The organism is Acidithiobacillus albertensis, assembly GCF_001931655.1.
GTDB lineage: Bacteria > Pseudomonadota > Gammaproteobacteria > Acidithiobacillales > Acidithiobacillaceae > Acidithiobacillus > Acidithiobacillus thiooxidans.
In genome coordinates this window covers 677097-703772 of record NZ_MOAD01000001.1, presented here as the reverse complement: position 1 = coordinate 703772, position 26676 = coordinate 677097, and the positions used below count along the sequence as shown (strand labels likewise).

At 53.9% G+C, this 26676-nt stretch carries 21 protein-coding genes and 1 tRNA gene; 6 read left to right on the top strand and 16 right to left on the bottom strand.

Annotation, left to right across the window (positions count from 1 at the left end; translation table 11 throughout):
• Positions 1 to 157: 157 nt before the first annotated feature.
• The 11 genes from hpnI to BLW97_RS03660 form a co-directional block, all read right to left on the bottom strand.
• Entirely contained in the window at positions 158 to 1333 is a 1176-nt protein-coding gene (gene hpnI, locus BLW97_RS03705) for a bacteriohopanetetrol glucosamine biosynthesis glycosyltransferase HpnI (RefSeq protein WP_075322362.1), read from the bottom strand.
• A 38-nt stretch (positions 1334 to 1371) separates the two neighbouring features.
• On the bottom strand, positions 1372 to 2361 hold the full coding sequence (hpnA, locus tag BLW97_RS03700; RefSeq protein ID WP_075322361.1) for a hopanoid-associated sugar epimerase: 990 nt from the start codon (positions 2359 to 2361) through the stop codon (positions 1372 to 1374).
• On the bottom strand, positions 2358 to 3080 hold the full coding sequence (locus BLW97_RS03695) for a phosphorylase family protein (RefSeq protein ID WP_031569178.1): 723 nt from the start codon (positions 3078 to 3080) through the stop codon (positions 2358 to 2360). The genes hpnA and BLW97_RS03695 overlap by 4 nt, the downstream gene beginning before the upstream one ends.
• A complete protein-coding gene (gene shc / locus BLW97_RS03690) occupies positions 3062 to 5029 on the bottom strand; it encodes a squalene--hopene cyclase (RefSeq protein WP_075322360.1) in 1968 nt (655 codons plus the stop codon). The genes BLW97_RS03695 and shc overlap by 19 nt, the downstream gene beginning before the upstream one ends.
• Positions 5026 to 5787 carry a squalene/phytoene synthase family protein gene (locus BLW97_RS03685; protein WP_278278471.1) on the bottom strand — a complete coding sequence of 254 codons (762 nt, stop codon included), beginning with the start codon at positions 5785 to 5787 and terminating at the stop codon, positions 5026 to 5028. The genes shc and BLW97_RS03685 overlap by 4 nt, the downstream gene beginning before the upstream one ends.
• The gene (locus BLW97_RS20190) at positions 5768 to 6067 is read right to left on the bottom strand and encodes a squalene/phytoene synthase family protein (RefSeq protein WP_278278470.1); all 300 of its coding nucleotides are present in this window, start codon (positions 6065 to 6067) and stop codon (positions 5768 to 5770) included. The genes BLW97_RS03685 and BLW97_RS20190 overlap by 20 nt, the downstream gene beginning before the upstream one ends.
• 120 nt (positions 6068 to 6187) lie before the next feature.
• A complete protein-coding gene (locus BLW97_RS03680; protein ID WP_075322359.1) occupies positions 6188 to 7597 on the bottom strand; it encodes a sigma-54-dependent transcriptional regulator in 1410 nt (469 codons plus the stop codon).
• A gap of 6 nt (positions 7598 to 7603) precedes the next feature.
• Positions 7604 to 9055, bottom strand: a complete 1452-nt coding sequence (locus tag BLW97_RS03675) for a sensor histidine kinase (RefSeq protein ID WP_075322358.1) — start codon at positions 9053 to 9055, stop codon at positions 7604 to 7606.
• A gap of 4 nt (positions 9056 to 9059) precedes the next feature.
• A complete protein-coding gene (locus tag BLW97_RS03670) occupies positions 9060 to 10100 on the bottom strand; it encodes an NAD(P)H-dependent glycerol-3-phosphate dehydrogenase (protein WP_075322357.1) in 1041 nt (346 codons plus the stop codon).
• A 3-nt stretch (positions 10101 to 10103) separates the two neighbouring features.
• Positions 10104 to 10553, bottom strand: a complete 450-nt coding sequence (gene secB / locus BLW97_RS03665; RefSeq protein ID WP_010636876.1) for a protein-export chaperone SecB — start codon at positions 10551 to 10553, stop codon at positions 10104 to 10106.
• A 182-nt stretch (positions 10554 to 10735) separates the two neighbouring features.
• A complete protein-coding gene (locus BLW97_RS03660; RefSeq protein WP_075322356.1) occupies positions 10736 to 10996 on the bottom strand; it encodes an AbrB/MazE/SpoVT family DNA-binding domain-containing protein in 261 nt (86 codons plus the stop codon).
• A 161-nt stretch (positions 10997 to 11157) separates the two neighbouring features.
• On the opposite strand from BLW97_RS03660, the gene BLW97_RS03655 reads away from it, so the two are divergent.
• Positions 11158 to 11233: transfer RNA gene (locus BLW97_RS03655), tRNA-Glu, on the top strand.
• 251 nt (positions 11234 to 11484) lie between these two features.
• On the opposite strand, the gene BLW97_RS03650 is transcribed toward BLW97_RS03655, so the two are convergent.
• Positions 11485 to 11739 carry a toxin-antitoxin system HicB family antitoxin gene (locus BLW97_RS03650; RefSeq protein ID WP_024894136.1) on the bottom strand — a complete coding sequence of 85 codons (255 nt, stop codon included), beginning with the start codon at positions 11737 to 11739 and terminating at the stop codon, positions 11485 to 11487.
• Positions 11740 to 12081: 342 nt separating this feature from the next.
• On the opposite strand from BLW97_RS03650, the gene BLW97_RS03645 reads away from it, so the two are divergent.
• The 5 genes from BLW97_RS03645 to BLW97_RS03625 all read left to right on the top strand — a co-directional run bounded on the left by BLW97_RS03645 (position 12082) and on the right by BLW97_RS03625 (position 16701).
• Complete coding sequence (locus tag BLW97_RS03645) at positions 12082 to 12783, top strand: Fic family protein (RefSeq protein ID WP_075322355.1); 702 nt, start codon at positions 12082 to 12084, stop codon at positions 12781 to 12783.
• 328 nt (positions 12784 to 13111) lie between these two features.
• On the top strand, positions 13112 to 14131 hold the full coding sequence (gene gmd / locus BLW97_RS03640; RefSeq protein ID WP_075322354.1) for a GDP-mannose 4,6-dehydratase: 1020 nt from the start codon (positions 13112 to 13114) through the stop codon (positions 14129 to 14131).
• Positions 14132 to 14150: 19 nt separating this feature from the next.
• Positions 14151 to 15077 carry a GDP-mannose 4,6-dehydratase gene (locus tag BLW97_RS03635; RefSeq protein ID WP_077218196.1) on the top strand — a complete coding sequence of 309 codons (927 nt, stop codon included), beginning with the start codon at positions 14151 to 14153 and terminating at the stop codon, positions 15075 to 15077.
• Between the two features lie 77 nt (positions 15078 to 15154).
• Complete coding sequence (locus tag BLW97_RS03630; RefSeq protein WP_077218193.1) at positions 15155 to 15967, top strand: ABC transporter permease; 813 nt, start codon at positions 15155 to 15157, stop codon at positions 15965 to 15967.
• Entirely contained in the window at positions 15967 to 16701 is a 735-nt protein-coding gene (locus BLW97_RS03625; RefSeq protein ID WP_075322352.1) for an ABC transporter ATP-binding protein, read from the top strand. Before BLW97_RS03630 ends, BLW97_RS03625 begins: the two co-directional genes overlap by 1 nt.
• A gap of 133 nt (positions 16702 to 16834) precedes the next feature.
• On the opposite strand, the gene BLW97_RS03620 is transcribed toward BLW97_RS03625, so the two are convergent.
• From BLW97_RS03620 to BLW97_RS03605, 4 genes are all read right to left on the bottom strand, one after another.
• Positions 16835 to 18946 (bottom strand): O-linked N-acetylglucosamine transferase, SPINDLY family protein, encoded by a 2112-nt coding sequence (locus tag BLW97_RS03620; RefSeq protein ID WP_075322351.1) that lies wholly within the window; start codon positions 18944 to 18946, stop codon positions 16835 to 16837.
• 186 nt (positions 18947 to 19132) lie between these two features.
• Positions 19133 to 22654, bottom strand: a complete 3522-nt coding sequence (locus BLW97_RS03615; protein ID WP_075322350.1) for a glycoside hydrolase family 99-like domain-containing protein — start codon at positions 22652 to 22654, stop codon at positions 19133 to 19135.
• A 2-nt stretch (positions 22655 to 22656) separates the two neighbouring features.
• A complete protein-coding gene (locus BLW97_RS03610) occupies positions 22657 to 23817 on the bottom strand; it encodes a DUF4915 domain-containing protein (RefSeq protein ID WP_075322349.1) in 1161 nt (386 codons plus the stop codon).
• Between the two features lie 163 nt (positions 23818 to 23980).
• Entirely contained in the window at positions 23981 to 26509 is a 2529-nt protein-coding gene (locus BLW97_RS03605) for a beta strand repeat-containing protein (protein WP_075322348.1), read from the bottom strand.
• Positions 26510 to 26676 lie beyond the last annotated feature (167 nt).

The window sequence follows — 26676 nt, the reverse complement described above, 5'->3', positions numbered from 1 at the left end:
TCCAGCAGACGACTGCCGGGGATCATCGCAGCGGGCTGGGCCAGCCAGGTGGGAAACCAGAAAGAACGAATTTCCCGCTTGGCCTGGTAACGGGAACCAGCACCGCCGTCAAAACCTTCAAAGGAAGGAGCCTGCAGGAAAAGGGTTTTCATCGTCATTATGTTACTCCATCGTGGCCGTTCAGCCGCCCGTCGGCGGTGACCGCATATTGTGACCCTCTCCAGGCAACGCGCCGTGCAAAGAGGGCATGAAACCAAATCCACAGCCCCAAAAAATCTGCCAGCAGGGCCGTACCCAAAGAATCTGTTGCACCGAGTTTGTGCATAATTTGCCTATGGTACACGAGGCGCAACAAGAGAACCATACCCAGCGGTATGATCCCCCAATAACCGGCCCCCCAAAACATCCAGGGCGTCAAAACCGTAACCAGCGGTAGTGGATAACTGAAAAAAGAAAAAAAGTGGCCCAGAGGCTGAACACTGCGTGTGGTCCGCGACCAGCGCAGGGCATGTTGGTAAAATGTCCGAAAACTGGCCTCATGGACCTGCGTATCCACCACATAATCCGACAGTATGGTGGCTTTTCCGAGCTGGCGGGCACGGGCTCCCAGCCAGTAATCGTCCGCCAGTTGATCAGCCAGGCTTTCCAGCCCGCCTATCGCCTCCAGCGTAGAGCGCTGCAACGCCATGGTTGCCCCTCCACAAAATATATTGGGACCCAGGTGCGCAGAGACCCGTACAGAAGGCAGAAAAAGGCTGTTGATTTGGCTGGCAAGCAATCTGGAGCTGAAATGATGATCAGGAAGCCCGCGATATAAACAGGTCAGCACACCGGTCTGAGCATCTACTAGCGGCGTTAGCAGATGATGCAAATACTGTGGTCCCACCACGATGTCGGCATCACTGATCAGCAGCAAATCGTGATTGCAGGCCGCCAAAATACCCGCAAGATTATTCACCTTGGGGTTACAACCCAATAGCTTGTCGCTCAGTATCCAGCGCAGGGGCAGAGCAGGAAATTCCTGTTGCAAGCGCTGGACCACGGCAACTGCCGGATCAGCGGCGTCCTGCACGCCGCAGACCATTTCGTAACGGGGATAATCCTGCAGACAAAAACTACGCAGGCAGGCATAGAGGTTGCCATCATCTCCATGCAGGGGCTTAAGCAGACTGAGAGCGGGCAAATCTTGAATGGTATGGGGTAAAAAAGTGGCCTCCGTATTCGTCAGGACCGGTTGCCAGACACGCAGCACCCACATGGCCAGCAATTGATAACCCAAAGCCGCCAAAGCCAGCAGAAACGCCAGGCCCAACAGCCCTTCCTCAAAACCCATAAGCAGTCATATCCTGAACGGTGAGTTATTGAATCAGCCTAAAGATAATGATTTTCCGCAAACCACCTTACCGCATCGCGCAGGGCCTCTTCGGCGGGACGATGGACATAATGCAGCATTTCTTCAGCTTTCTGTGAGGAAAAATACATTTTGTGAGCGGCCATCCGCAACTCATCCATGGTCACCAAAGGAGTGCCCCGGCCACGCGCACGGACCAAATTTTCTGCGGCCCAAGCCAGGGGGAATAACATTTTGCGAGGAATACGGAATAGGGGTGAACGCTTTCCGGTAAGTCCGGCAATGCGGGTCAAAATAGCCTGCAAGGACAAATTATCTCCGCCAAGAATGTAGCGTTGTCCCGGCTCTCCGAGCAAATAGGCCTGCCAGTGGCCCATGGCGACATCATCCACATGCACCACATTCAGTCCGGTATCCACATAGGCGGGCATTTTCCCGGCAGCGGCATCCCGCACCAGCCGCCCGGTCGGCGTCGGCTTGCGGTCTGCAGGCCCGACAGGTGTGGAGGGGTTCACAATTACAATGGGTGCAGACTCATTCTGACAAAGCTGTTGCAGAGCTTCCTCAGCCATAAATTTGGAGCGTTTATAATGCCCGATCATATCGGCAAGACGGGAAGGAGCCGCCTCATCCGCCACCCGGCCATCGGTATAATGACCCAGCACGGCAACGCTGCTGGTATAAACCATGCGCTCCACCCCGGCGTCCAAAGCCGCCCGGGCCAAACGCTCCGAGCCGCTGACGTTGGCCGCGTACATAGCCTGTGGATCAGGCACCCAGAGACGATAATCCGCCGCTACATGAAAAACCAGCTGACAACCCGCCACGACCTTATCCAGGGCCTGAACATCAGCCAGGTCTCCCAGTACCGGCTCCACATCCAGACCTTCCCAGTTGCTGGAATCCGCACCGCTGCGATGCAAGACCCGCACTTCCAGTCCTTCAGCGAGCAGGCGGCGTAGCACCGCTCCGCCGACAAAACCCGAGGCACCCGTCAATAAGGCTTTCATACGCTGTTGGTTTCCCGCAAATTCGACTGAAGCAGGCGCGGCTGAACCAGACGCAGGGTGTTTACGGCGGCCTGCATCTGCCGGCCCAAACCCATGAGCGGCGCCAAATCGCCCGGATGGCGCAACAATCCCCGCAACAGGGGCAAAGCCTGGGGACGACCATAACAATCAACACTGTGAGTGGCTGTTGCGGGAAGAGACTGATGGGCAGGATCCACCACGCTGCGAATTGCCAGAAATGGGATGCCGGCTTGCGCTGCCCGTTGCGCCACAGCCCCGCTTTCCATATCCACCGCCTGGGCTTCCGGATAATCTGCCCGGAGTTGGGCCTTGGCCGCCACTGATGCACAGGCTTCACTGACTGAGCAAAGCCCCCCCGCCAGCACTTGGCCGGAAAGTTGTGACAACAGTGCACTCCGCCAGTCCGAGTCAGCAGGCCAACCACGTCCCGCCCAGAATATCTGCTCGGGAACCAGTAAATCACCCGCCCGACAGACAGGATTCAAGCCGCCGGCAGTCCCCCAGGACAAGAGCCCGTCTACGCCCGCTTGCAGCAACTGCTCCGCCGCCTGATCCGCCCGTACCGGCCCCATTCCCGAAACCACCATGCAAAGCTGTGGCTGAATGTCCATCACTGTCTGGTAGCGCAACTTCCCGGAAAAAAGGATGCGCGCCTCGGCAGCCAGCGCCACCACGACACCTATCCGCTGCGGCTGCATCCCAGGTTCCGGAAACGGGCCAGCGCCCAAAGCGGGAAATAAAAACTGTAACCGTGATAAATGAGGTAAAACACCTTGGGGAAGCCGGGCGCATTAAAGAAAGGATCATGCCAGCCACCCCCGCCATCCTGATGCGTCTGCAACCATTGAATACCCCGGCGCAGGGCGATGGAGCCGCGATCTCCCGCCGCCATCAAACCCAGGCAGGCCCAAGCAGTCTGGGCCGCCGTAGAAGCCTGACCAGCTCCCGCCAGGCCGGGCTCTGCGTAGGAATCGTTATTTTCCCCCCAACCGCCATCTTCCTGCTGCATGGCCCGCAACCAGTCAGCGGCCCGGTCCATAGCCGGTTGCAAGGAAGGATCCTGCAATTCCCCCAAAGCCATCAGTACCGACCAGGTTCCATAAATATAGTTGGTCCCCCAACGTCCAAACCAGGCCCCGGAAGACTCCTGCTCACGCAACAAATAGGCAACAGCCCGGCGCAGCACATCGCGATCACGGGGCCTGCCCAGGTAGCCAAGAAAGGCCACTACCCTGCCCGTCACATCTGCTGTAGGCGGATCCAGCAAGGCCTTATGATCAGCAAACGGGATTTCATTGAGATAATAGTGGGTATTATCCACATCATAGGCAGCAAACCCACCATTGCGGGATTGCATTCCCGCCAGCCAGTTTGCCGCTTTTTCGATACTTTCCCGATCTTCAGGACGCCCGGCACGCGCCAGGGCCCAGGCCACTGCCGCCGTATCATCCAGATCGGGGTAGTAGGGATTCGCATACTGAAAAGCCCAGCCACCACCTGCCAGCTGCGGGCGCTGCACCTGCCAATCTCCAGGATCACTGCAAATCTGCCGCTCCTTGAGCCAGGCAATGGCTTTTTCCTGTTCGCCGGTAATTCTGTCTGATCCACCGGATCCATCAACAGCGTCAGCTTCCAGCAACGCATGAAGCGCCAGACAGGTGTCCCAGACCGGTGACATACAGGGCTGACAGTAGGCATCCTCAGCGCGCTCCACCACCAGCTTGCGCAGCGCCGCACCCGTGGCCTGACGGTAGGGATGCTCCGGCGCATAGCCCAACAAAGCCAGGGCTTCATGGGCATTGACCATGGCCGGGAAAATGCCATTCAGACCATCTTCGCCATTAATCCGGGCCGTAAACCACTGTTCGGCGCGGCGCACCGCAATGCGACGAATGGCCGCAGGAATCCAGTTTTCAATGAAGCCCCAAAACCGATCCAGAGCCAGAAAGCTGCGCGCCACCAGTCCCTGTCGCGATGCTGCAAAGTAGTCCTGAATTTGTTCCGGGGGGTGACGAAATAATTCGCGAATATGAACCTGCAAGGGATTTTTGGCCTGGGCCTTGAGGCTGCATAAAATAAAAAGAGGCACCATGACGGTTCGTGACCAGGACGCCACCTTGTAAATCTGAAAAGGAAACCAGCGCGGCAAAAGCATCACTTCCACCGGGATGGAAGGCACGGCACGCCAGGGCACCTGGGCAAACAGGGCCAAAGTGATCCGGGTGAATACATTGGCATGTTCGGCGCCGCCATGGGCGAGAATGGCTTCCCGGGCGCGACGCATGTGGGGCAGATCCGGCGCATCTCCCGCCAGCTTCAGCGCGTAATAGGCCTTCACGGAAGCACTCAAATCAAAATGACCGCCATAATACAGCGGCCAACCGCCGTGATCCGCCTGCTTGCTGCGCAAATACACCGCCATTTTGGACTCCAGCGCCGCATCACGCTCATCCATATAATGTTGCATCAGAATAAATTCGGCCGGAATGGTGCAGTCCGCCTCAAATTCAAAACACCAGTGCCCATCAGGGGCCTGTTTCTCCAGGAGTACCGACTGGGCGCGCTCCAGCGCCCGGTCGAGGGTCTGCTCCAGCGAGCGACGCAAATATCCGCCCACCAGCGGTAACGGCTGCAGGACACGGTTCATGCGGTCGCTACCCGTGCCGTTTTGCGCAGGGGTTTAATGCCAGCCCGGAAACTGGCCAGCAACAACCCATCCGAACGATGCATGAGCCTGGATAACATGACTACCCACTGCACACTATTACGACTGATTTTCACCTCAGCACCCGATGCAAAAGCCGGATTCCCGGCAATACGCCGTAAAGTCAGCACGGCCATCGCCAGGGCCCAGAGGCAAAAATCACGCATGCCGGTCTGATCCGCAGGAATCATCAGGGTATATTGCAGCGCGTTTTCCAGATGTCCGGCGGCAATATCCAGCAGGTCTTGCAGGGCTGCCTGAAAGCCCGGATCGTGACTGCCGGGCTGGACGGCGGCAATATCACAACCATATCGGGCAAACACGCTGGACGGCATCCAACTGACCCCGCGTGCCCAATCATCCCAGATATCCTTGAGAATATTGGTCATTTGCAGGCCCTGACCAAAAGACACCGCCAGACGTTGCATTTCTGTTTCCTGAGCACGCAAACGCGGTTCGTACTCCACAAAAAGGCTGGTCAGCATTTCGCCAACCACGCCCGCCACCACATAGCAGTAATGATCCATGGCGGGCATGTCCACCAGGCCTTTCAGGGATGCGTGCTGCTGAAACTCAGCCATGCCCGCCCCCATGATGCGCACACAACGCGCCAGAGCCACTTGCTGGGTAGCACTGAAACTGTGGGTGATCTGCACGACATCGGCGGTATGGCGAACCAGATCATGTTCTGCCTCGGGCATATCGGCTGACAGTTGCGCGGCAAATCCCTCGGCGAAAAACCGCCGGTTCCACTTGCCCCTCGACCACCTGCAAAAACACCTGCTGCCAGTGGGCTTTTTCTTCCCAGGGCATAACCGGATCATCTTCAATGGTATCGGCAATACGGCACAGCAAATAACCATTTCCGACCGCTGCACGCAAAGCCTCAGGCAATTGCGGAATGGTCAGCGCAAAAGTGCGGGATACAAGTTGCAGGCTTTGTTGCTGCCAGGCTAAAGCCTGATCTAGCGCCGCAGTCATGCGGCGGTCCTGACTGGTGACATCCAATCTCCTTGTTTTATTAGTCCGGGCGCCAGTGCTGACCCGTCGCATCGCGGCAATGTAACTATCCCGCAACAATTGCGCAAGTATAGACTATTTCTATCCAGACTCCCCGTCATCTCCCAAACCGTGTTTGCGGACCCGATAGCGCAGCGTCTCGCGGGTAATCCCCAACACCCGCGCGGCCTTGGTGACATTACCCTCGGTCAGATTCAGTACCTGCTGGAGAATCTGCCGTTCCATGGCCTCCAGATCCATGCTGCCATCCATGGGTAGAATGATGTGCTGGCCATCCACTGGACAGCCGGACGGTGCCGGACAGGCACCATTCACATTTCCGGGCAACTGCAGCCATTCCCGGGGCAGCTCTTCGGTTTCGGAAAACAGCACCGCGCGTTCAATCACATTACGCAGTTCCCGGACATTTCCAGGCCAGTCGTAAGACTCCAGCGCGGTCCATACGGCCGGGCTGATATAATGCACGCGCTTGCCGGCCTGAGCATTGAATTCCGCCACAAAATGCGGTACGAGTTCATGGAGATCCATCTTGCGCTCGCGCAAGGAAGGCAAAGCCAGACGAAATACACTCAGACGATGGAACAAATCGGCACGAAAAGCGCCCTGAGCTACCTGCGTGTCCAGATCCCGATTGCTGGCGGCAATAAAACGCACATCCACAGCAATGGGGCGATCTCCGCCCAACCGACGCACACTGTGATCTTCAATCACTTTCAACAACTTGGCTTGAAGCTCAAGCTCCATTTCCGAAATTTCATCCAGAAACAGGGTGCCGCCGCTGGCCTGCTCCACCAGCCCCCGATGGCGCACGGCGGCCCCGGTAAATGCTCCCGGCTCATATCCAAACAACTCGGATTCCAGCAATTCCCGGGGCAAAGCCGCACAGTTGATTTCCACCATGGGACCGCCCGCCTGCGCACCACTATAATGCAGAATACGCGCAGCCAGTCCTTTACCCGTGCCCGTTTCTCCGGAAATCACCAGGGCACTGTAAGGAACCTGACTGAGGCGCTCGAGCATGCTGCGCACGTCAGCAGCAGCCGGACTTTCCCCCAGATAGGTTTCAGGGCGATAGCGGCGATGCTGGTTGGAGGTGTCTTCCGCCACCCGACGCTGGGCGCGGGCACCCCGGCCAGCCGAGCGCACCACCATCTCCAGACGCTCCATTTCACAGGGCTTTTCCAGAAAATCGTAGGCACCCAGGCGCAAAGCCCGCACCGAATCAGGCACGCTCCCGAAGGCCGTCAGGAAAATCCACTCCCCGGCACCGCCTTTGGCTCGCACCTTTTCCAATAAATCCAGACTATTACCATCCGGAAGGTTGAGGTCCGCCAGAGTCACCAAGGGGCTGAGATCCTGCCTCAACAAGAGCTCTTCGGCGTCGGCAAAGCGCTCCGCCCAATGCACTTCCCAGCCTTCCTTTTCAAAAAAGCGGCACATTTCCCGCCCCAGAAAAATCTCGTCCTCAATTACCAGCAAAGCATCAGCCATGTTGGGTTACTCCTTACCAGCAATGTCAGGACAAGGTAACAACAAGCTTACTTCTGCCCCATGCGGATCCCGATTTCGCAATTGCACCTCTCCCCCCAGACTGCGCACAAAACGTCGCACCATGGATAAACCCAGCCCTGTACCCTGTTCCTTGCTGCTGGCAAAGGGACGAATGCCCTCGCGCAACAAGGTATCGGGAAAACCCGGACCATTATCAGACACCGTAACCTGCAATTGTTTGTCCATCTGGGCAATAGCGACGCTGATGGTTCCCCCCTCGCTGGCCAGCGCCTGCATACTGTTCAAAATGAGATTGAGCAAGGCCTGACGAAACTGATCCAGAGGTAGCAGACAATCACGGCAATCTCCCGGCAAAAGTTTCAGTACCACCTGGGCAGGCATCTGATAACGCAACAAATTCAGCAGGGTTTCCACGGTTTCGCGGGGCGCAACCCGGCGGCCCTTCTCATGCACCTGACGTGCGCCCCGCAATTGCTGGTCCAGCAAGCGACTGACCCGACGCAGCTCCTCTTCCATCAACCCGAGCCTTTCAGCCAGCTCCGGATCACGGATTTCCCGACGAATATTCGCGCAACCCACCTGCAATCCCGCCAGCGGATTACGCAATTCATGGGCAAAGGCCGCAGCGGCCTCGCCCACCGCCGCCAGGCGCTCCGAGCGGGCCACCGCCGCCTGTTGCGCCACCAGAGTATGGGCTGCTTCATTCACTTCCCGCTGCAAATCCTGCAAATACTGGCGCCGGGTTTTTTCCAGCTCTTCCAAACGCCCAATCATGTGATTGTAATACTGCAGCAACGGACTGATGCCAGGATCCGCATGGGCTTCCGTCACCCGCCGAAAAGCCCCGATTTCCAAGGAACGCATGGCTCCCTGCAAGCGCCGCAATGGACCGAGAATGCGCAGACGGAAAAACGCCAGTGTCACCAGCACAAAAATCATGAACGCAAACAGTGCCACGGCCGTGCCAATCAGGGTATAACGGGCATCATGCCCCGCCGCCAATACCAGCCGGCGACCACGCAGATGCTCTTCCATGCTGACATCGGAAAGCTGCAATAAAGCCTGAGGCAAAAGGGCCGGGTCCTGTTTGGCCATCAACGCCTGCAAACGCCTCCAGTGCCCATTGGTTTTAACCTGCTCCGGATGCGCCGCCGCAATCCGGGACAGATCATCCTGAAGCACTGGCAACGCCGCAGCAGACCCACGACTTTGCCAGGTACGCAAGGTTTCCTGGGAAGTCTGCGCCAGGCTCGCCATGTAGGCGGTATAAGCATCCAGCGTATGCAAATCCTGGTTGGTGTGGACCAGCAGTACACCGAGCAGCAGCAAAGCCAGCACCACAAACTGCACCAGCAAAAAACCGATGGTCCTGAAGGGCGCAAAAGGGATGCGCTTGCGGCTGTCTGACCCGCCACCCGGCAAACGCAAAATCGCCATGGACCTAGCAACTCCCCTTAACCGGGGAAGCGGTTATGGACTCCAGATCAGCAGGATGCTCGGCGCGTGCAGCGCGGCGCATCAGCTGTTCACTGGCCTCGCGCGGATCCGCGCCGGCGTAGAGCACCCGATAGACCTGTTCGGTAATGGGCATATCTACCCCCAGCCGCTGGGCCAGCAAAAACAAAGCCTGGGCACTGCGCACCCCTTCCGCCTCCTGGCCCAGATCACGCAATACAGTCTCCAACGACAAACCCCGCCCCAGGCCTATACCCACCCGGCGATTGCGGGACAAATCACTGCAGGCCGTCAAAATCAGATCCCCCGCCCCCGTCAATCCCATAAAGGTTTCCGTGCGCCCTCCCAATGCCGTCCCCAAACGGTGCAATTCGGCAATGCCACGGGTAATGAGCGCAGCGCGGGCACTATCGCCATTGCCCAGCCCATCGGAAATGCCTGCCGCAATAGCCAGCACATTTTTGATCGCCCCCCCCAGACAGACGCCCGCCACATCATCACTGGAATACACGCGCATCTGGTCACTGGCAAACACCTCCACAACCCGCCGCGCATCATCCATATTCGCAGCAGCGGCGGTCATGGCCAGGGGCTTACCCAGAATCAGATCATGGGCAAAACTCGGTCCGGAAAGTACCACTTTAGGCAAGGTCGGACAGCTTTCATCCAGCACCTGATCCAAACGCAAGGCGCCCGGCAACTCCAGTCCTTTGGAAGCCAGCACCAGCAGTAGATATGGGGGTAATAAAGCCCGGGGAACAGTCGCCAGAACCGTCCGCAAGGCATGGCTGGGAACCGCCAGCAGCACGCCTTCAGCGCCATCCAGCGTCGCCGCCAGATCAGAGCCTATGCCAAGACCGGACGGAAAGCCGATATCGGGAAAAACCGGGGATAAACAAGTGGAATCCATAAAACCCGGTAAGGTTTTCGGGTGGCGTCCCCAGAGCCGCGCCGTGTGGCCCTGGCGGCACAAATGCACCGCCAACGCGGTTCCCCAGTGCCCGGCTCCAAGAACGGCCCAGCGCATGGCTTATTGCGTCGTGTGACCCACTTGTTCTTGCTGCGCCTGCTGATAAAGCGCCTCAAAATTGACGGGATGCAGATGCAGGGGTTGGAAACCGCCGCGTCCCACCATGTCCGCCACCACTTCACGGGCATAAGGGAACAGAATGGTCGGACAATGCACCGCTATCAGCGCAGGCAAATGTTCTTCCGGAATATTCTGAATCCGGAACAGCCCCGCCTGCTGCACTTCCACCGCAAAGTAGGTGCTCTCACCCGCTTTGGCCTTGACCGTCACCGTCAGGATCACTTCCGTCAGGCCATCCATGCCTTCTACCTGGTTGCTGGCCGTATTCAGCCCCACATCCACGGTGGGTGCTTCGGTCTGGACAAAACTCAAAGGGGCGTTGGGCGACTCGAAAGAACTGTCCTTCACATATACCCGTTCAATCATGAATACTGCTTCTGCTTCTTCCATAAGATCCTTCTTCCTACAGGTGGCTAAAAGTAAACTCGGCCCAGTCTAACCGAAGACCCCCCTGCGGGGCTATGGAGTGACTGGTCACTCCACGGCAAAAACCGCAAACCCCTGTGCCAATCCGGTATATTTTTCTGAACAGTGTGCCGCCACCAACACACTGGTATCCACGTAAACTGACATCAGTAACGTGCGTCTTCACGCAGTAACTCGGTGCTGGGTGTGGACACCGGCTGATTGAGCAAGCGCGCATTCACACGCCCAAAATGCTCCTTGACGCCCATTTTCCGCTCATCGCCGCTGACCGGTGATAATGTGATAATTCCATTTGAAGACACGGACAACTCAATCAGAGCCCCTTCCCGCAAAGCCATAACACGAGTCATTTTTACCGGGATCCTGATAGCCAGACTATTACCCCATTTGGCAACCCTAATTTGCATACATCACCAGTTGTATCATTTAGATGATGGGAGTGTATATCCATTGTTAACCCTGCGCAAAACCAGGTTTATTGTTTGCTGCAACCAACGCGATACAGAGAAATCTGAAAATACACTTGCCCTGAAGCGCGCTTCTGTGTACGATTCTTCCCGCTGTCCAGGTCCCCATCGTCTAGCGGCCTAGGACACCGCCCTTTCACGGCGGTAACGGGGGTTCGAACCCCCCTGGGGACGCCAAATTAAACAACAAGTTAGCAAATGTATTGCGCTTAACTTGATTAAACGCTGCAATTATACCGCACTTATCTCCGAATTGTGGGTAAAGCATAGCAACAATAAATCCCTAAAGTAGTTCAAGATAAAAGCGTGATTGGCTGACAAGCCATCATTCGTAAAGCGGCGCATATTGTAGACCAGACAGTAATCCTTTAAAAAATCTGTTGCATCATTCTAATCCAGGTGGTGCGTCAAGCTAAGGGTGGAATCCATCACCATTCAGGCAGCTCGTCGTCTTTGGTTGGCGGGTCACTCCTTACCTTGTCCAGAATCTCCTGAAAGTCAGCAGGGCTTGCATTGCTGCCGCGCCGTTTAAAGAAGTCGGCAGCAGTTTCTACTGCGCCAACCTTTTCAGCGAGAGCAACCGTGATCCATTGATTGAGTGATACCCCATCCTCCCGTGCAAGACGTTGGGCAGCTGTCTTGAGGGACTGTGGCAGTTTAAGAGCATAGGCGGCCTTGTTCATTGGCGAACCTCCATCAAAAGTTGTTTGGGTAGCCATAGGGGAAGATTGAAGCGTGGCGCAGCCACCGCGAAGTGCGCCATGTTGAAAGTAATCAAAGCATCGGCGTGCTGGCGTCGCCCCCAGCACGAATAACCCGCTGGATCATGTATTGTTCGCCCTCAAGCACGAGGGGACCAACTTGCAGGTATTGTCAGGAATTATGCCACACATTACCGCTGAGGATATCGGGCGAGCAGTTTTGATCCGGAGGTCTGCAACGAAGCGTATCTGTCGCACCTGCAAAACGCGGTCATCACCAATCCATTAGACCGTGCTGCCTGTTATCGTGGTACCCAAAACTGGTTGCACAACGGGTTGCGTGGTGCGTCAGGTATTGCTTATCTGCCACCGCCCCCTGAATTTTTGGAAGATATCATGCCACATATTGCGAATATGGCGGATACCCTGCACAAGAATGTGGACCCACTGGTAGCAGCTGGCATTGTATCCTTTGCCTTTGTGTATGCTCATCCTTTTATGGATGGCAATAGTCGCCTGTCCAGATTCCTGTTTCACCGGACACTGGCGCAATCCGGGCAGATGGAGACCCCCACTGCAGGAAAGATGTTGCTGCCGGTGTCCGTCGCCATGAAACGGCACGAATCGGAATATCTCCGTGCGTTACAGAGTTTTTCGACCCCGGCCCGGAATCTCTGGGATGTCCGCTGGATCGATCAGGAGCAGTTTGATTTTAAGCTGAACGGCAGCGGGACACCGTATCGGTATTGGGATGCCACGGATGCGGTGCGCTTTAGCCTGCAGATGACAAAAGAAGCACTGCGGAAAGATTTACAAGCTGAGGTCAACACCCTGGTTCGATATGATGCCATCTATCGCAAGGTAGACGCCGTTTATGATGTGCGTAACAGCGATTTATCACTATTAATCCGTTCCTGTTTGCAAAATTCAGGCACGGTCTCGAAAAATCGTAGAAAACAATTTTCCGCAACCGTGCCTGAACCGGTGTTTGATGCCATTGAGCAGGCGTGGGCGGAAACGAATTAGGTGACCAACAACACGGCTGATTTCGATCTCTATGCCGGAGCAGGACTGGTTATCGAGAACTGAGTGAATTGACCTACCCGACCATAAACGCTAAGGTTTCGCTCCAACAAAGAGCTGCCCCGAGATAAGCACGTGCCCAACCCGATTACCGCCACCCTGCGTCCCTACTGGCAATACCGCGACCTGGTGCGCAATCTGGTCATCAAGGATCTGAAAGTTCTAATTCGCGGAAAAGCATTACAGCATGTGAGCGTGTGTCCAATAGCATATTATGTTAAAACATATTGTTAGGTCTTTTCCTTCGAAGAAATATTATTAAGAGGCTTCCATGAGCATTTCCATCATCACCGGCATCACCGGCCAAGACGGAGCCTATCTTACCCAACTCCTGCTAGAGAAGGGCTACACCGTCTACGGCACCTACCGCCGCACCAGTTCCGTGAGCTTCTGGCGTCTGGAAGAACTCAGCGTCGCCGATCATCCCAATCTCCATCTGGTCGAGTTTGACCTGACCGATCTGGGTTCCGCCATTCGCCTGATTGAAAGCAGTGGGGCGACGGAGGTCTACAATCTCGCCGCCCAAAGCTTCGTTGGTGTCAGCTTCGATCAGCCTTACACCACCGGCCAGATTACCGGTTTAGGCGCCTTGAACCTGCTCGAAGCTATTCGCATCGTCAATCCCAAAATCCGCTTTTATCAAGCTAGTACCTCCGAAATGTTCGGCAAGGTCCAGGCCATTCCCCAGGACGAATCCACCAACTTCTATCCCCGCAGCCCTTACGGGGTGGCTAAACTCTATGCGCACTGGATGACCATCAACTACCGTGAAAGCTACGGCATCTTCGGCAGCAGCGGCATTCTGTTCAACCACGAGAGTCCTCTGCGCGGTCTGGAGTTTGTCACCCGTAAAATCACCGATGGCATGGCCAAAATCAAACTTGGCAAACTCGATCAAATTCAGTTGGGCAATCTCGATGCCAAACGTGACTGGGGCTATGCCAAGGATTATGTGGAAGGCATGTGGCGCATGTTGCAGGCCGATACCCCGGATACCTTTGTACTGGCTACGGGTCGTACTGAATCCGTCCGGGATTTTGTGACTATGGCCGCCAAAGCTGCAGGCATCACCATGGAATGGCAAGGACAGGGCGAAGCTGAATGCGGCAGGGATGCTGCCAACGGCAAAGTGATTGTCTCCGTCAATCCCAAGTTCTACCGTCCCGCTGAAGTGGAACTCCTGATCGGTAACCCCGCCAAGGCCAAGACCGAACTCGGTTGGGAAACCCCGACGACGCTGGAACAGCTGTGTGCCATGATGGTCGAAGCCGACTTGCAGAGGAACGGCTGAACAACCTGCGGAGGCAAATTTGACGCATCCTGAAACCCAGCCCGAGCCCATGCCTTCAGGCCAGACCATATTGGTCACTGGCCTGCGTGGTTTTACCGGGCAGTATCTGGCCAAGGCGCTGCGTGCCCGTGGCGCACAGGTCATAGGACTGGTGCAGGGCGAAGCACAAAACGCAGAGGAAATCAGCGCAGATCTGACCGATGCCGTTTCCGTACAGGCTGCGGTTACTCAGGTACAGCCCACCCATGTCGTCCATCTCGCCGGGCTGGCCTTTGTCGGTCATGGCGACGCCCAGGCTTTTTATGCCGTCAATCTTTTCGGCACCCTCCATCTGCTGGAAGCCTTGGACACCCTCAAAACACCGCCGCACCGTATCCTGCTGGCCAGTTCCGCCAATGTGTATGGCACCCCCGCTGTGGAAGTCATCGACGAAAGCATCTATCCCGCTCCGGTCAATCATTACGCCTGCAGTAAACTGGCCATGGAGCACATGGCCCATACCTGGTTGGATAAGCTGCCCATTGTCATCACTCGGCCTTTCAACTACACCGGCGTTGGGCAGGACAACAAGTTCCTCATCCCTAAAATCGTCAATCACTTCAAACGCCGCGCGCCTTTCATTGAACTGGGTAATCTCGATGTCAGTCGGGATTTTTCCGATGTGCGCGATGTGGTGGACCGCTATGTAAAACTCCTGCTGGATGCCGAAGACGTAGCCGGACAAACCTTCAATGTCTGCTCCGGGCAAACCCACTCTCTCCGCGAGATTATGGCCCTGACCGAACAACTCAGTGGTCACTCTCTGGACATCCGGGTGAACCCGGCATTTGTCCGCGCCAATGAAGTCCCCCGCCTGCTGGGCTCTGCGGCCAGACTGGAACAATATCTCGGCCAGCTCTCCCCTACCCCCATGAAACAGACTTTGCGCTGGATGCTCAAAGCCTAATTGTCTGATCCTGGAGACAGCAATAGTGATTCGATTGACCTACCCGACCATAAACGCTAAGGTTTCGCCCCAAGCAAATGCAACCCCGAGATAGGCAAAGCGTGTCCAACCCGATTACCGCCACCCTGCGACCCTACTGGCAATACCGCGACCTGGTGCGTAATCTGGTCATCAAGGATCTGAAAGTCCGCTATCAGGGAGCCGTACTCGGTTTCTTCTGGTCTTTGGGCAATCCGCTGGCATTGATTCTGCTATACGACTTCGTATTTACCCACATTTTTCGCAGTAATCTGCCCAATTATATTTTGTATCTGGTCATCGGCGTCCTGCACTACAATTTATTTTCCCAGGCGGTCAGTCAGAGTTGCGAAAGCCTGACCAGTGCTTCCGGCCTCATCCAGAAAATCTACTTTCCACGCATTTTGGTGCCTACCTCCAGCCTGCTGTTTACCTTGGCCCTGTGGGTCATCGCCATCCTCATCCTGGTGGTGCTTTACCCCTTTCTGGGCGGTGTTTATCACTGGGGTTTGCTTTTGTATCCCTTCGCGCTGGGTCTGTATATTGCCTTTATTTGGGGCATTGTGCTGACTTTTTCAGTATTGCAGGTAGAACTCCGCGATCTGAAACATATGGTGGATATTGCCCTGATGTTTGGCTTCTGGTTTACCCCCATTGGCTATGACATTCATGTATTGAAACCCACAACCCGGGAAATCATTTCCCTGAATCCGCTGACTCAGTTCATGGACCTGTTCCACGCTCTGCTCTATTCAGGCACCCTCCCCGCCCTGAATCACGTTCTTATTGCCTGTGCATGGACCGTCGCCACAGTGACTGTAGGTATGGTGCTGTTCCGACGTAAAGCCCGGCACTTGGTAGAAGACCTCTGATGCCACCAGCTATTGTTGTTGATCATGTCAGTAAAGAATTCATCCTGCGTCATAATCGGGCGTTGGGATTGAAAACCCGGTTTCTTGGGCTCTTTCACAAAAATAAACGCGAAAAACGGGAGCATTTTTTAGCACTGGATGATGTCAGCTTCAAGGTAGAACAAGGAGAAGCCTTAGGCTTACTGGGGCACAACGGTTCCGGAAAGAGCACGCTCCTGCAGATTATCGCGGGGATATTGCAACCCAGCAACGGACGCATCATCACCAATGGGCGGGTTGCCCCATTGATTCAGTTGGGGGTAGGCTTCAATCCTGAATTGACGGGCTCTGAAAATATTTTTCTGAATGCCAGTCTCTATGGGTTTCTGAACAAAGATGTCCGCAAGCGGGTCAGAGATATTGTGGAGTTTTCCGAGTTGGAACATTTTATTGATACCCCACTAAAAAACTACTCCTCTGGCATGCAGATGCGTTTGGGATTTGCGATTGCCGTGAACCTGCAACCAGACATCCTGTTGGCAGACGAAATACTGGCAGTCGGAGATCAGTCTTTTCAAGACAAGTGTTTGAATAAAATTGTAGAACTCCGTTTACAAGGCATGACCCTCATTCTCGTTTCCCACAGCCCGGAGCAGGTCAACAAATTTTGCGACCAGTTCATACGCCTGGATCATGGGCGGGTGGTAGAGGCGAGTTCGAAAAACCCCACTGAACGGGTAAATGATCAGAAATAATTAAATGGCTGCAGACCAACCTATTGGAAAGCCAAGGCATTTGACGGCGCTCCGTTAGCTCTTTTCCCCCGGTAATCCGCCGGAAAGCGGTCTGTCATCATCATGGCCGGAGTGATCCGGCCCGGCTTTAGTCTCAGTCTACCCATAGGGGGGAAGGTTTCTCATCCTGTTCAAAACGCCCCCAAACCTGCTCAAAGGCTCCTTCCAGCTTACGCAAGAGCGCTTCCGCATCGAACAACAGGGCCGTTTCCCGTGCCGCCTCCAGGCGGCTCCGCAGGGCATGCAGACGCTCCCGATCCTGGGCCATGGCCACAGCCATTTCTTCATACGCCTGCAGATCCGGCATAATCAGTTCGGGCAGCCCCACAGTGCGCAACAGGCTGCCGGCCACCCGGGAGATATAAGTTTGGCCCTCTACCGTGAGCAGGGGGACACCCGCCCAAAGTGCATCCGTGGCCGTCGCCCCGGCGTTATAGAGGGGAGTATCCAGAAAGAGATCCATCAGCTTTTGTCGGGCGATGTTCTGCGCCTGCTCCATATACCCGGCGAACATCAAACGCTGCGGGTCCACGCCCCGTTGTTCAGCCTCTTTCTGCAGGTTCTTCAGGGCCGTCTCCGAGGTAGCCAGGAGAGCCAGCCGCGCCTGTGGCACGCGTTTGAGAATACGCATCCACACGTCATAGATTTCCGGCGCGATCTTGTAATTGTTATTGAAACAGTAATAAACGAAGGTGTCCTCGGTAATACCGAAATCCGCCCGCCGGTAGTTCGTCTCTGCGGGCAGATAACGGTGACCGTTGAGCTGATAAACAGGCAGATAGATAGGTGCTTCGGTCAGGAGGTCAGGACGCTCCGGCGGGGTGATGTAGCTGTCGGTGATGAGATAATCCACAAACTCCGCTCCGGTGCTGCCCGGAAAGCCCAGATAATGCATCTGCAGTGGCGCGGGACGGCGTGCCAGCACGCTCATGCGCGTATCCGCCGTATGTCCCATAAGGTCCACCAGAATTTGCACTCCGTCGGCAGCGATCAGCTCGGCTAGGGCTGCACTGGTCATCCCGCGTGCCTCGCGGAAATGTTCCGCACCAAGCAGGATCCTCTGGCGGACGGAGCTGCCGTCATCCACGCCGGTACTATAGACAAAAACTTCAAAACGCTCCCGATCATGGAGCCGGAAAATCTCCGCCAGAAGATGCCCGATGGGATGGTTACGGGCATCGGAGGTGAGATAGCCGATGCGCAAACGTCCAGCTCGCCGTGCAGTCTCTCCCCACAAGGGACCGCCCACACCCTGGGCCAGTGCCCGCGATTCATCCCGCGCTACCTGCAGTTGTTCCTCCGGGGTGAAGGGCAGGTACAGGACCGTAAAAGCGCGGATACCGGCGGGCTGACCGGCGGCCAAGCGGCTGCGCACAGCCGCTACGATGCGCGCCTGTAAATCGTCCAAGCCCTCCCAGGCGCAGAGTTGGCGGCGCACCTCAATATAGCCGTCGAGTGCTGAGGGTAGATCCGGCCGTTGCGCCAGAGCCCGTTCATAGTAAGAAACGGCCGCTTCACGCTGACCGGCGCCGTTGACCAGCACTGCCAGGTTGGCCAGGGCCTCTGGATTTTCAGGAAGAATTTGCAGGAGACTGTCAAAGACCTTTTGCGCGTCCTCTCGATGTCCCAGCACCATATAGGCCACGCCCAACTGATTCAGCATCACCGCATTGCCGGGCTCCAGCAGGGACGCCAATTGCAACCAGGTGAGCGCTCCCGGCTGATCGCCCTGGGCCCAGAGGGCACGGCCCAGGCCAAAGGCGGCGCTGGCATGCGTAGGCTTGAGTTCCAGGGCGCGGCGGTAGCGGGGCTCGGCCTGGCCGGGATGATTCTGGGCCAATAGTGCCTCGCCCACATTGAAATGTGCCTCCGGGTTCTGGGGCGCAAGCCGCAGAGCCTCCTCCAGGGCCGCGATACCCTCCTCCATACGTCCCTGTAACAGTAAAATCCGCCCCAGGCTGTTGTGATAGGCGGTGTGGTGCGGTTGCACCAGCAAGGCGCGCCGCAGCAGAGTTTCGGCTTCCCCCTGATTGCCCTTCTGGCTCAGTACCACGCCCAGCAGATGCAGGGCATCGGATTGCTCAGGCTCCAGGGCAAGGGCCTGCCGGTAAAAGGGCTCGGCATCCAGAACCCGTCCCTGCTGATGCAGGGCGAGGCCTTTTTGAACCAGTTGTGCGGCGTTGGGGTTTGAGTCTGTCGGTTCCATGTCTTCTCCTTTTTTATTCTATGGTAACATCATTCAGGGGTTTGCTGTCAGGGGGCACACACCCAAATTACGCAATTGATGTTGGAGGCGGGTCGACGGCGTCATGGACACTCTCCTGACTGCGCGGCAGTAGCAAAAAGCACGGCAAACCAACCCAGTCCAGGAATAACAATCAGAGTTTCCTGCTCAACCTTTCGTCTGCCTTTGGACAGCAAACCCTTTTTGTATGGCTATCAAGCAAAACATCCGTTCAACGGCATGGGCAATTGTGCCATCAGCAAGGCCTTCCTCCGGTGGGAAATCGCTGTCATCCAGTTTCAACAATGGGGATAACGCGGCTGGGCGAAACCAGAACATTGATCCTGCAGGAAATTCACCGAATGAGAATTGCATGTCTAATATGTCGCAGAGCTTGCCTACTATTTCTTTATCAAAGGTCATGTTGTGATCATTATGCTGCACAAGGTAGCGATCAGGAATAAGCAGGCCTAAATTGGCTGCGTTCGAGAAGCACGACATAGCGTTGCGAACCTGGTTAGCACTGCCGATAAGATTATCCAGAAGCTCGGTCCGGATTTTGTCACCATCGTCCCGGTATAAACTGCGCTTGGTATGAATCTTTAAGGCACTTAAATATCCAAGTGAGATGATTTCACGCAGTACAATTATGAAAGGCAAAACGTCTCTTCCACGGTTGTCCACCAATAGGACTTGCGCAGAGGGAAGGTCTTTCTGAACCTGCTCTTTAATGTCGCGTAAAGAAGTTGTTACGATGATATCCAAGTTACAGGTTGAAAGAATATCATCCAGGCGTTGCTTAATATCGTCCCAGACCTCAGCATAATGAATATGAATGATAATTGCATGATCATAGGTTCTGGTTAAGGGTTTAGGGGGTTCAAGACGATCATATGATTTCATAACATCGTAGGTGGTCTGCAGATGTGCAAAACCATAACGCGCATCCGGTTCTAAATATGAACCTTCTGCCCATTCATTCCACGCATTCACGAAAACCAGTTTTTCATCGTTTGAGTATTTTTGGTTTAGGTACACCTTACTTACCAGAGCGGAAACCCACTGTTTGTATAAGAGAGTTGAAAAGGAATGAAAAATATGACCACGTATTCCTCTGCGCGCAGAATTGTCCCATCTGAGCATGGCTGTACGGAATAATTTGTAGTGTGGTTCTTTACGTTGCACAGCATTCTTTACGACTTGCTCATAACTATAAATATTACCAATAAACGATTCATCAATATTCAGTACTTCATGACGAATATCGCTACTATTCACCGCATGGGGTGGAAATTCAACAGCAGCATCAAATCCATATGCTGTAGCATCACCGATGCCAAATGTTTGAGCAGCAACTAGATATAAACCATGATATCCTTGGCGCAGCATTTCTTCGCGCCAAATACGGCTTATTTTTTTGATATTAGGTATAATATCAGCACGGTAAACAATAAGAACCGGTTTATCTTCAATCCGGATATAACGCTCATCTTTAAAATACTTCATTAAGTATCGTATCAGCTCTAATGAATCTTGATCACTATGTTCTTGCGCGATTAACAGTTCACTTTCCAAGCCGTCCCATCGGCGTGTCCAGTTTTCATTAGCCCATGTGAGGCAGAAGGGTATAGACACCTCTTTATTGGTCAGCATCATTTCCAGTGGACCTTCCATGAGGCGCCTCCCACCAAACCAGTAGAAATAGTAACTAAAACCATAAATGCCATATTGTTGGGCAAGCCTGGCTTGTTCTTCCATAATGGAAGGAATCCTTAGATCGTAATAGCCTAGATGAATGGGCCGACGTGGCTGATCATGATTTTCAAAAAATGGGACCGCCCGATTTACATTAGTCCATTCAGTAAATCCTTTTCCCCACCAGGCATCGTTTTCAGGGAATGGATGAAATTGTGGGAGATAGAAGGCGATGATTTTCACCACAGACTGGACTGCTGGATTTTCATGATAATCCACATAGGCATCGCTGGTGTCGGAGAATGCTATGCGCGGTATCTGACATTCTTCTTCGGTGGCGCCAATGGCGCTTTCGTTGGTACCTACTGAGGTTTCGCCCAGAGTACCCACCTTATGGTTAAAAGATAAGGAAATCTCATCTGGATTTGGCCATCTTTTATACTGAATAATGGCCTTTGATGAGCGCAGAAATAATCTGATCTTGCGAATAACCCAGGCGAATCCTCTCAAAGGCTTCGTGACTTTCCAGCTTCTAGAGCTGAGTAAACCAGTGAGGTGTGCATGTACAGAAGCTAACTGTTGATCCTTTTCACTTAATGCGTTCTGTAAGTTTGTTTTTTGATTCTCCCAAAGTATTTCATTATCAGAAATAGTATGTTCTAAATTGTTGACGCAAATCTTCCATTGAAGATCATTTTCAGCCATCTGACGTTCCCAGTTCACAGCCTGACTTCTGAGTGTGTCTACTTGCTGCAGTCGAAGGTTTAATTCTGCTTCGAGTTTGTTTATTTCGTCCTGCAATATGTGGTAGTCAAATGATTTCGGCCATGATAGTTCGACCTCTAGAGCATCGCACAGGTTAAGTGTTTCTGCATCAATGGGTATTTCAAACCGCGGATCATCGTTGGTAAGCAGAAACACCACAGAACCGTCTTCAGCACGGTTCTGTGAAAGAACCATACCATCGTGTTCCGCCAATAGTATGGATCTTACACTTCCATCCCAAATCCAGACCACTTCATTGTTGTGATAAAGTTTCAGGCTATATAGATGTATAAATCCCGGGCGCTCTGCAGGATCAAGACGCAAGGCATGGATGCCGGTGGGAAAGGTGAATCGGGCAACCTGTCTTTCCAAACCCACGAGTAGTGGTATTTTGGCGCTGCGATTCTCGTCGAAATTTTGTTGGTCATTGCGCCAGTAAAGTACTGGATAAAACCAGGGACCAGAGACCTCTATCTCATCCAATGGGGCGGCAGAGCTGAGTAAGTGTCTTTTCTCAGCAGGTACCGCTTCTATGATAAATTGGTAGGTCATGGAATCACTATCGCTTTGGAGGGCGGTCTTCACCTGATCACCGAGCGCGCCTCTCTGCACATCTCGGAATTCAGTATCATCAATGTGCTGATAGACGTGATCGACGACCTCTCCTGCCCAACCCGTCTCTGCAAGCAAACGCAGAAATGCTTTTCGGGTGAAGAACCGCAGATGCGTGGTATCCAACAGTCCGTCCGAACGATAATGGAATTCGCCATCAAGCAGTTCCAGCAAGACGCCCACGTAACCAATGTTAGGCAAAGAAATCAGAATTTTCCCCTGCTCATTCAACAGGGCTTTGCATGACGTCAGCGTCTTGGCTGGTTCATGTAAATGTTCCAGGACATCCGCCAATACAATCCAGTCGTAACGATTTTGGCCCACCTTAGCTGCAAAATCATCCTTTTCGATGTCTGCCTCGATCAGGCGAGCATAAAATGGACGTGCTTGCGCAGCAGCTTCCTGGTTGCTCTCCACTCCATCACAGCGGCATTGTTTACACGAGGTCAAGTATTGGCCCAGCGCGCCGACGCCGCATCCGATATCGAGGACAGTGCTACCTTCGGTGATCCGCCGTGCAATTTTCCCCAGACTATCGTCGGTGCTGGCATCTATACGTGGACGATAATAGACGTGTCCGGCCGTGTCGTTCTGATTCATCACTGTATTACCTGTCATGTTCATCCATTCCTGGGACGCTTTGTGAGAGCACGGATCCTGTTTAAGATCCGTCGCAGAGGTCTGGTGTATACCCAACTGCGAGAGGCGAGTATATCGAGAAGCTCGTGTTGTAACATCGCAATGTTTTGTTGCTTCAGGTCGAGGGCTTTCTCGTTTGCGACATTTCTTTCCTCTAGTTCAGCAGCTTTCTGCTCCTGATGGTGGATTAACTCATTCAGCTTTATCGTTGTTTCTTTCTGTTCATCCGCCTCGCGCTGCAATCTTGCCACCTTTTCATCATGATCTGATTTGATTGCCGCGTAATCCTTCAGTATCGTTTGCAGGTGATGTACTGAATCCTTGGCGATCTGTGCCATGATGATTCGCATATGCAGCTGATCGTGTATAGGTAATATCCCATATATTTCTCTGTTGGGAACTTTCAACCTTCCACATTCAGCCAAGGTATTGCGGTCTATTGCTACTATCTCTGCGCAGTCGGCATTAAACGTGTCGACATTGCGGGAGGCACTGAGCCCTACATAGATAAATTGTTCTGTGATGGCGATGCCGCGCGTATACCCATTGAGCTGCTTTTCTCTTATCAAGATACCTTTTGCATCGTACTGTCGAATGCTTCCTGTCTGCGAGTTTGCCAGCAGGAGATCATCGTTTAATAGGGCTAGGCTGTGTGGTTGTGACAGACCGGTCACAAGTTTTCTGCCTGTTTCAAGGTCTTGCACAAACCCAGTGCGTTCTGTGCCTTCTTTATAGCCACGGTAGGCATGGAATTCTCCGAAGGCCGAAAAAACCATGCGACCCTGCCATCGGGCAAGGCAGTTGAGATGCCATGAATCTTCGATGCTGGAAAATTTCCATCGCTTTTTTTCCACACCTTCTTGGTTCAATTCCAATATATGATTATGTGTGCTGGATATTAACCAGATTTGTCCGTTTTCGAAGAGTACGTCGTGGATATCATCCCATGAATTTGAATGTTTTTGTAGATGATTGTGTCCGTAAATGATAAGTGTTCCGGGTTGAACCGCTCTTAATAAAAGACCATCCTGTTCTGATATGCCTGTTGAGCCTAAAGAATCTAATTGATAACACTGATTTTCGTGAAGAAGATGCAGTCCACCTTCACCGGTGGTTGTGAGTAGCAAATTGTGAAACAGCATTTCAACCTCTTTTATGGTTGAGCATTATTGTTGCCTCGTGAATTTTGTAATATACGAAATTGAATATCCGTGCGTACTTTTTCCACTGGCCTATACGGTAAGCAATAATAATCCTAAAAAAAGGGGGCGCAAGGCCCCCTAAATTCAGTTTACCACTACCGATTTACGGCATTACGGTCAAACCATAAAACTGATTGTTCGGTGTATTTGTCGTTGACACCAAAGCCGAGCTCAGCGTCCCATTGGCATATGTGGCCGCATAGAAGCCCGGATTACTCACACCATAGTACGTGGCCAGGTTTGAACTTGCCGGGAAGTTGTACCAGCTATTGGTGTTGGTCAACAGGTAGCTGCTGGTGTTGCCTAATTTGATCGCATTATCGGTCAGAAAGATCATGCCCGCACTGCTCACCACGCCGGGCACCACATTGATCAACGACTTATCGGCGCTGACGCCAATCGTGTTGGCATTGTTGAGGCTGAAGGTGCTGCTACCTACGCTCTGGATATTCGCCTCAACAATCCGACCAGGGAAGTAGAAACCATCGTTGGTGATGCTCCCGGTTGCCTGCAGTGCGACCTGACCAAATGGTACCGTAGCGTTCGAAACGCCAATCGGTGCACTTGAGCTGATAGGAGCGACGTTCGAGGAAGTCACCGTGGGCGAACCATTCACGGCCAAATTAACATACTGTGCCGTACCGCTGTTGGTCACGTCGGTGTTGATCGTCACTATCCCACTGCTACTGCCGGTATTGACCGGAATGCTACGCAGGTAGTTAAACAGAGGTGTAAATCCCTGGTAGGTATTAGCCACATCACCACCTGCAGTAATGTTTAGTGCGCCACCATTAGATACCGCAAAGCCGTAATTGGTGCCTGTTCCGTTACCGTCGATGTTGTTGGCGGTGATAGCGATCGTGCCAGTGCTGCTATTGCCCAACACGCCACCCAGGAATACGTTGCTTCCCGTGGTGTTACCAGCCACAGTTACACTAGGAGCTGCCAGAACCGAACCGCCAGCCATGCCCAGGTTATAACCATAACCGCCGTTGGTGCCGCTGCCGATGTCTACGGTAAGGGTGTCCCCAGAAACGTTGTCGACGAATCCTCCATTAGAAGCCACGTGGACCGTTGCAGCGTCGAGCGTGGAGCTGGAACCAGCATACAACAGGGTTCCAAGATTAATATATCCCGTGCTGGTACCGGCGCTGACTGTGACTGCCCCCAAGGGGTTGGTGCTGGATAGCGCAGAAGCGTTCGTAGTCGTGTTTACGGTCCCGCCCAAATTGACATTGCCGTTGGTGGCAGAGATGATCAAGGGAACAGAAGCTGCAGAAAAGTTCAGCGTGCCAGTGTTAATGAAGCTGCCGGAACTTGCAGCAGCGGAAAGACCAGTGCCGCCGATGTTCTGGATGGTTCCGGTATTGCTGATGCCGCCGCCAGCGGTACTGTTCGCCAGCAGGGTCACAGCCCCACTAGATGCGTTCAGTGTACCGCTGTTGACAATGGTACCGGTGCTGGCGGTCAGGCTGAAGCCATTGGCAGTGAAAGCACCCGCATTGACAATGTTACCAGCGTTGACAGTGCCGGCGCCGGTGATGGTGCCGTTATTGGTAAAGGCCCCGGCAGCAGAGACGTTGCCAATAGTGGTGATGGTGCCGTTGTTGGTGAAGGTGGTGCCGGCGCTTACCGTACCTGCAGACAGCAGGCTCGTGTTCACGAAGGCCCCACCGGCGGAAAGTCCTGACGCAACCGTCGCCGTGCCATTATTCGTGAAGGTGCCACCAACAAGACTGAAGGTGGTATTAGACAAGTCGACATAAGACCCGCCAAGGACGTTTACATTGCCCGCAGCATAGACTGTAGCTCCAGGTTTAGCAGCTGTTCCGCTCGACCCACCATTAAAGTTCACTGTGGCGGCAGAATTGACGATGACGGCTGCGGTATTCGCTGCTACTCCAGGTAAAGTAGTACTTAAAGTATTACTAGCAGCAGAGAAAGCATATCCGGCGATCACTGTTGCCGTCCCACTTAGCGCACCCACATTGATGTTGCCATTGCCGGCCACAAGGAGGTAACCACCATTGGTAATGCTTGCGCCAGGCATGATGGTTACTGGTCCAGTCCCCGTGCTGGAATAAACGTCACCCGCACTCGTAAAACTGGCTGGGTTCTGCCCTTCACCGATGATGCCACCACCTTGAGGTAAATTAATGTTCGCACTTGAACCAATTATCACGCCGTTGGCATTGGCGACGAAGAGAGTTGGCGCATCCCCTGTCGCACCGGTAGCGGCAAGGCTACCGTATATTTGCGAGGGATTGCCGGTAATGTCATTGATTAAAACGGCAGCAGCATCGCTTGATGCGTTAGAAACAGTTAATGAGGCAGAGGATCCAATATTGAAGCCAGCTGCTGTGGTGATGCCGGAAGCCGCACTTACTGATGTGGCAACTGAGGCAGAAGAGCCACCGAACTGCAGGACCGTGGCACCCGAAGGCACAGTGATCGTAGCAGCATCAGTGCCGGAGCTGGCGTAACCAACACCAGTCGATTGGTTTGTATAAAAGGCCCCCGGCAGCACGTTAGCCGCGGGGGAGGTCATAGCCATGGCGGCCGGGGCTGCCAGGGCCATCAACACAGCGCCAACAAGCGGGCTGGCTTGCAACATAAAATGTTTCTTGTTCATAAACTGTTTCCTCTTAGGATCAATACTGTTTAGATAGGTAATTTTCTGTCAGAATAACCGCCATGTTTTGTTTCTGGGGAGACATGGCAATGGCACGTACCAAAGCACAATTACCTGTAGGCGCTCGTCTGGCCGATTATCTGACGGTGGGCTATCTGGCGATGCGC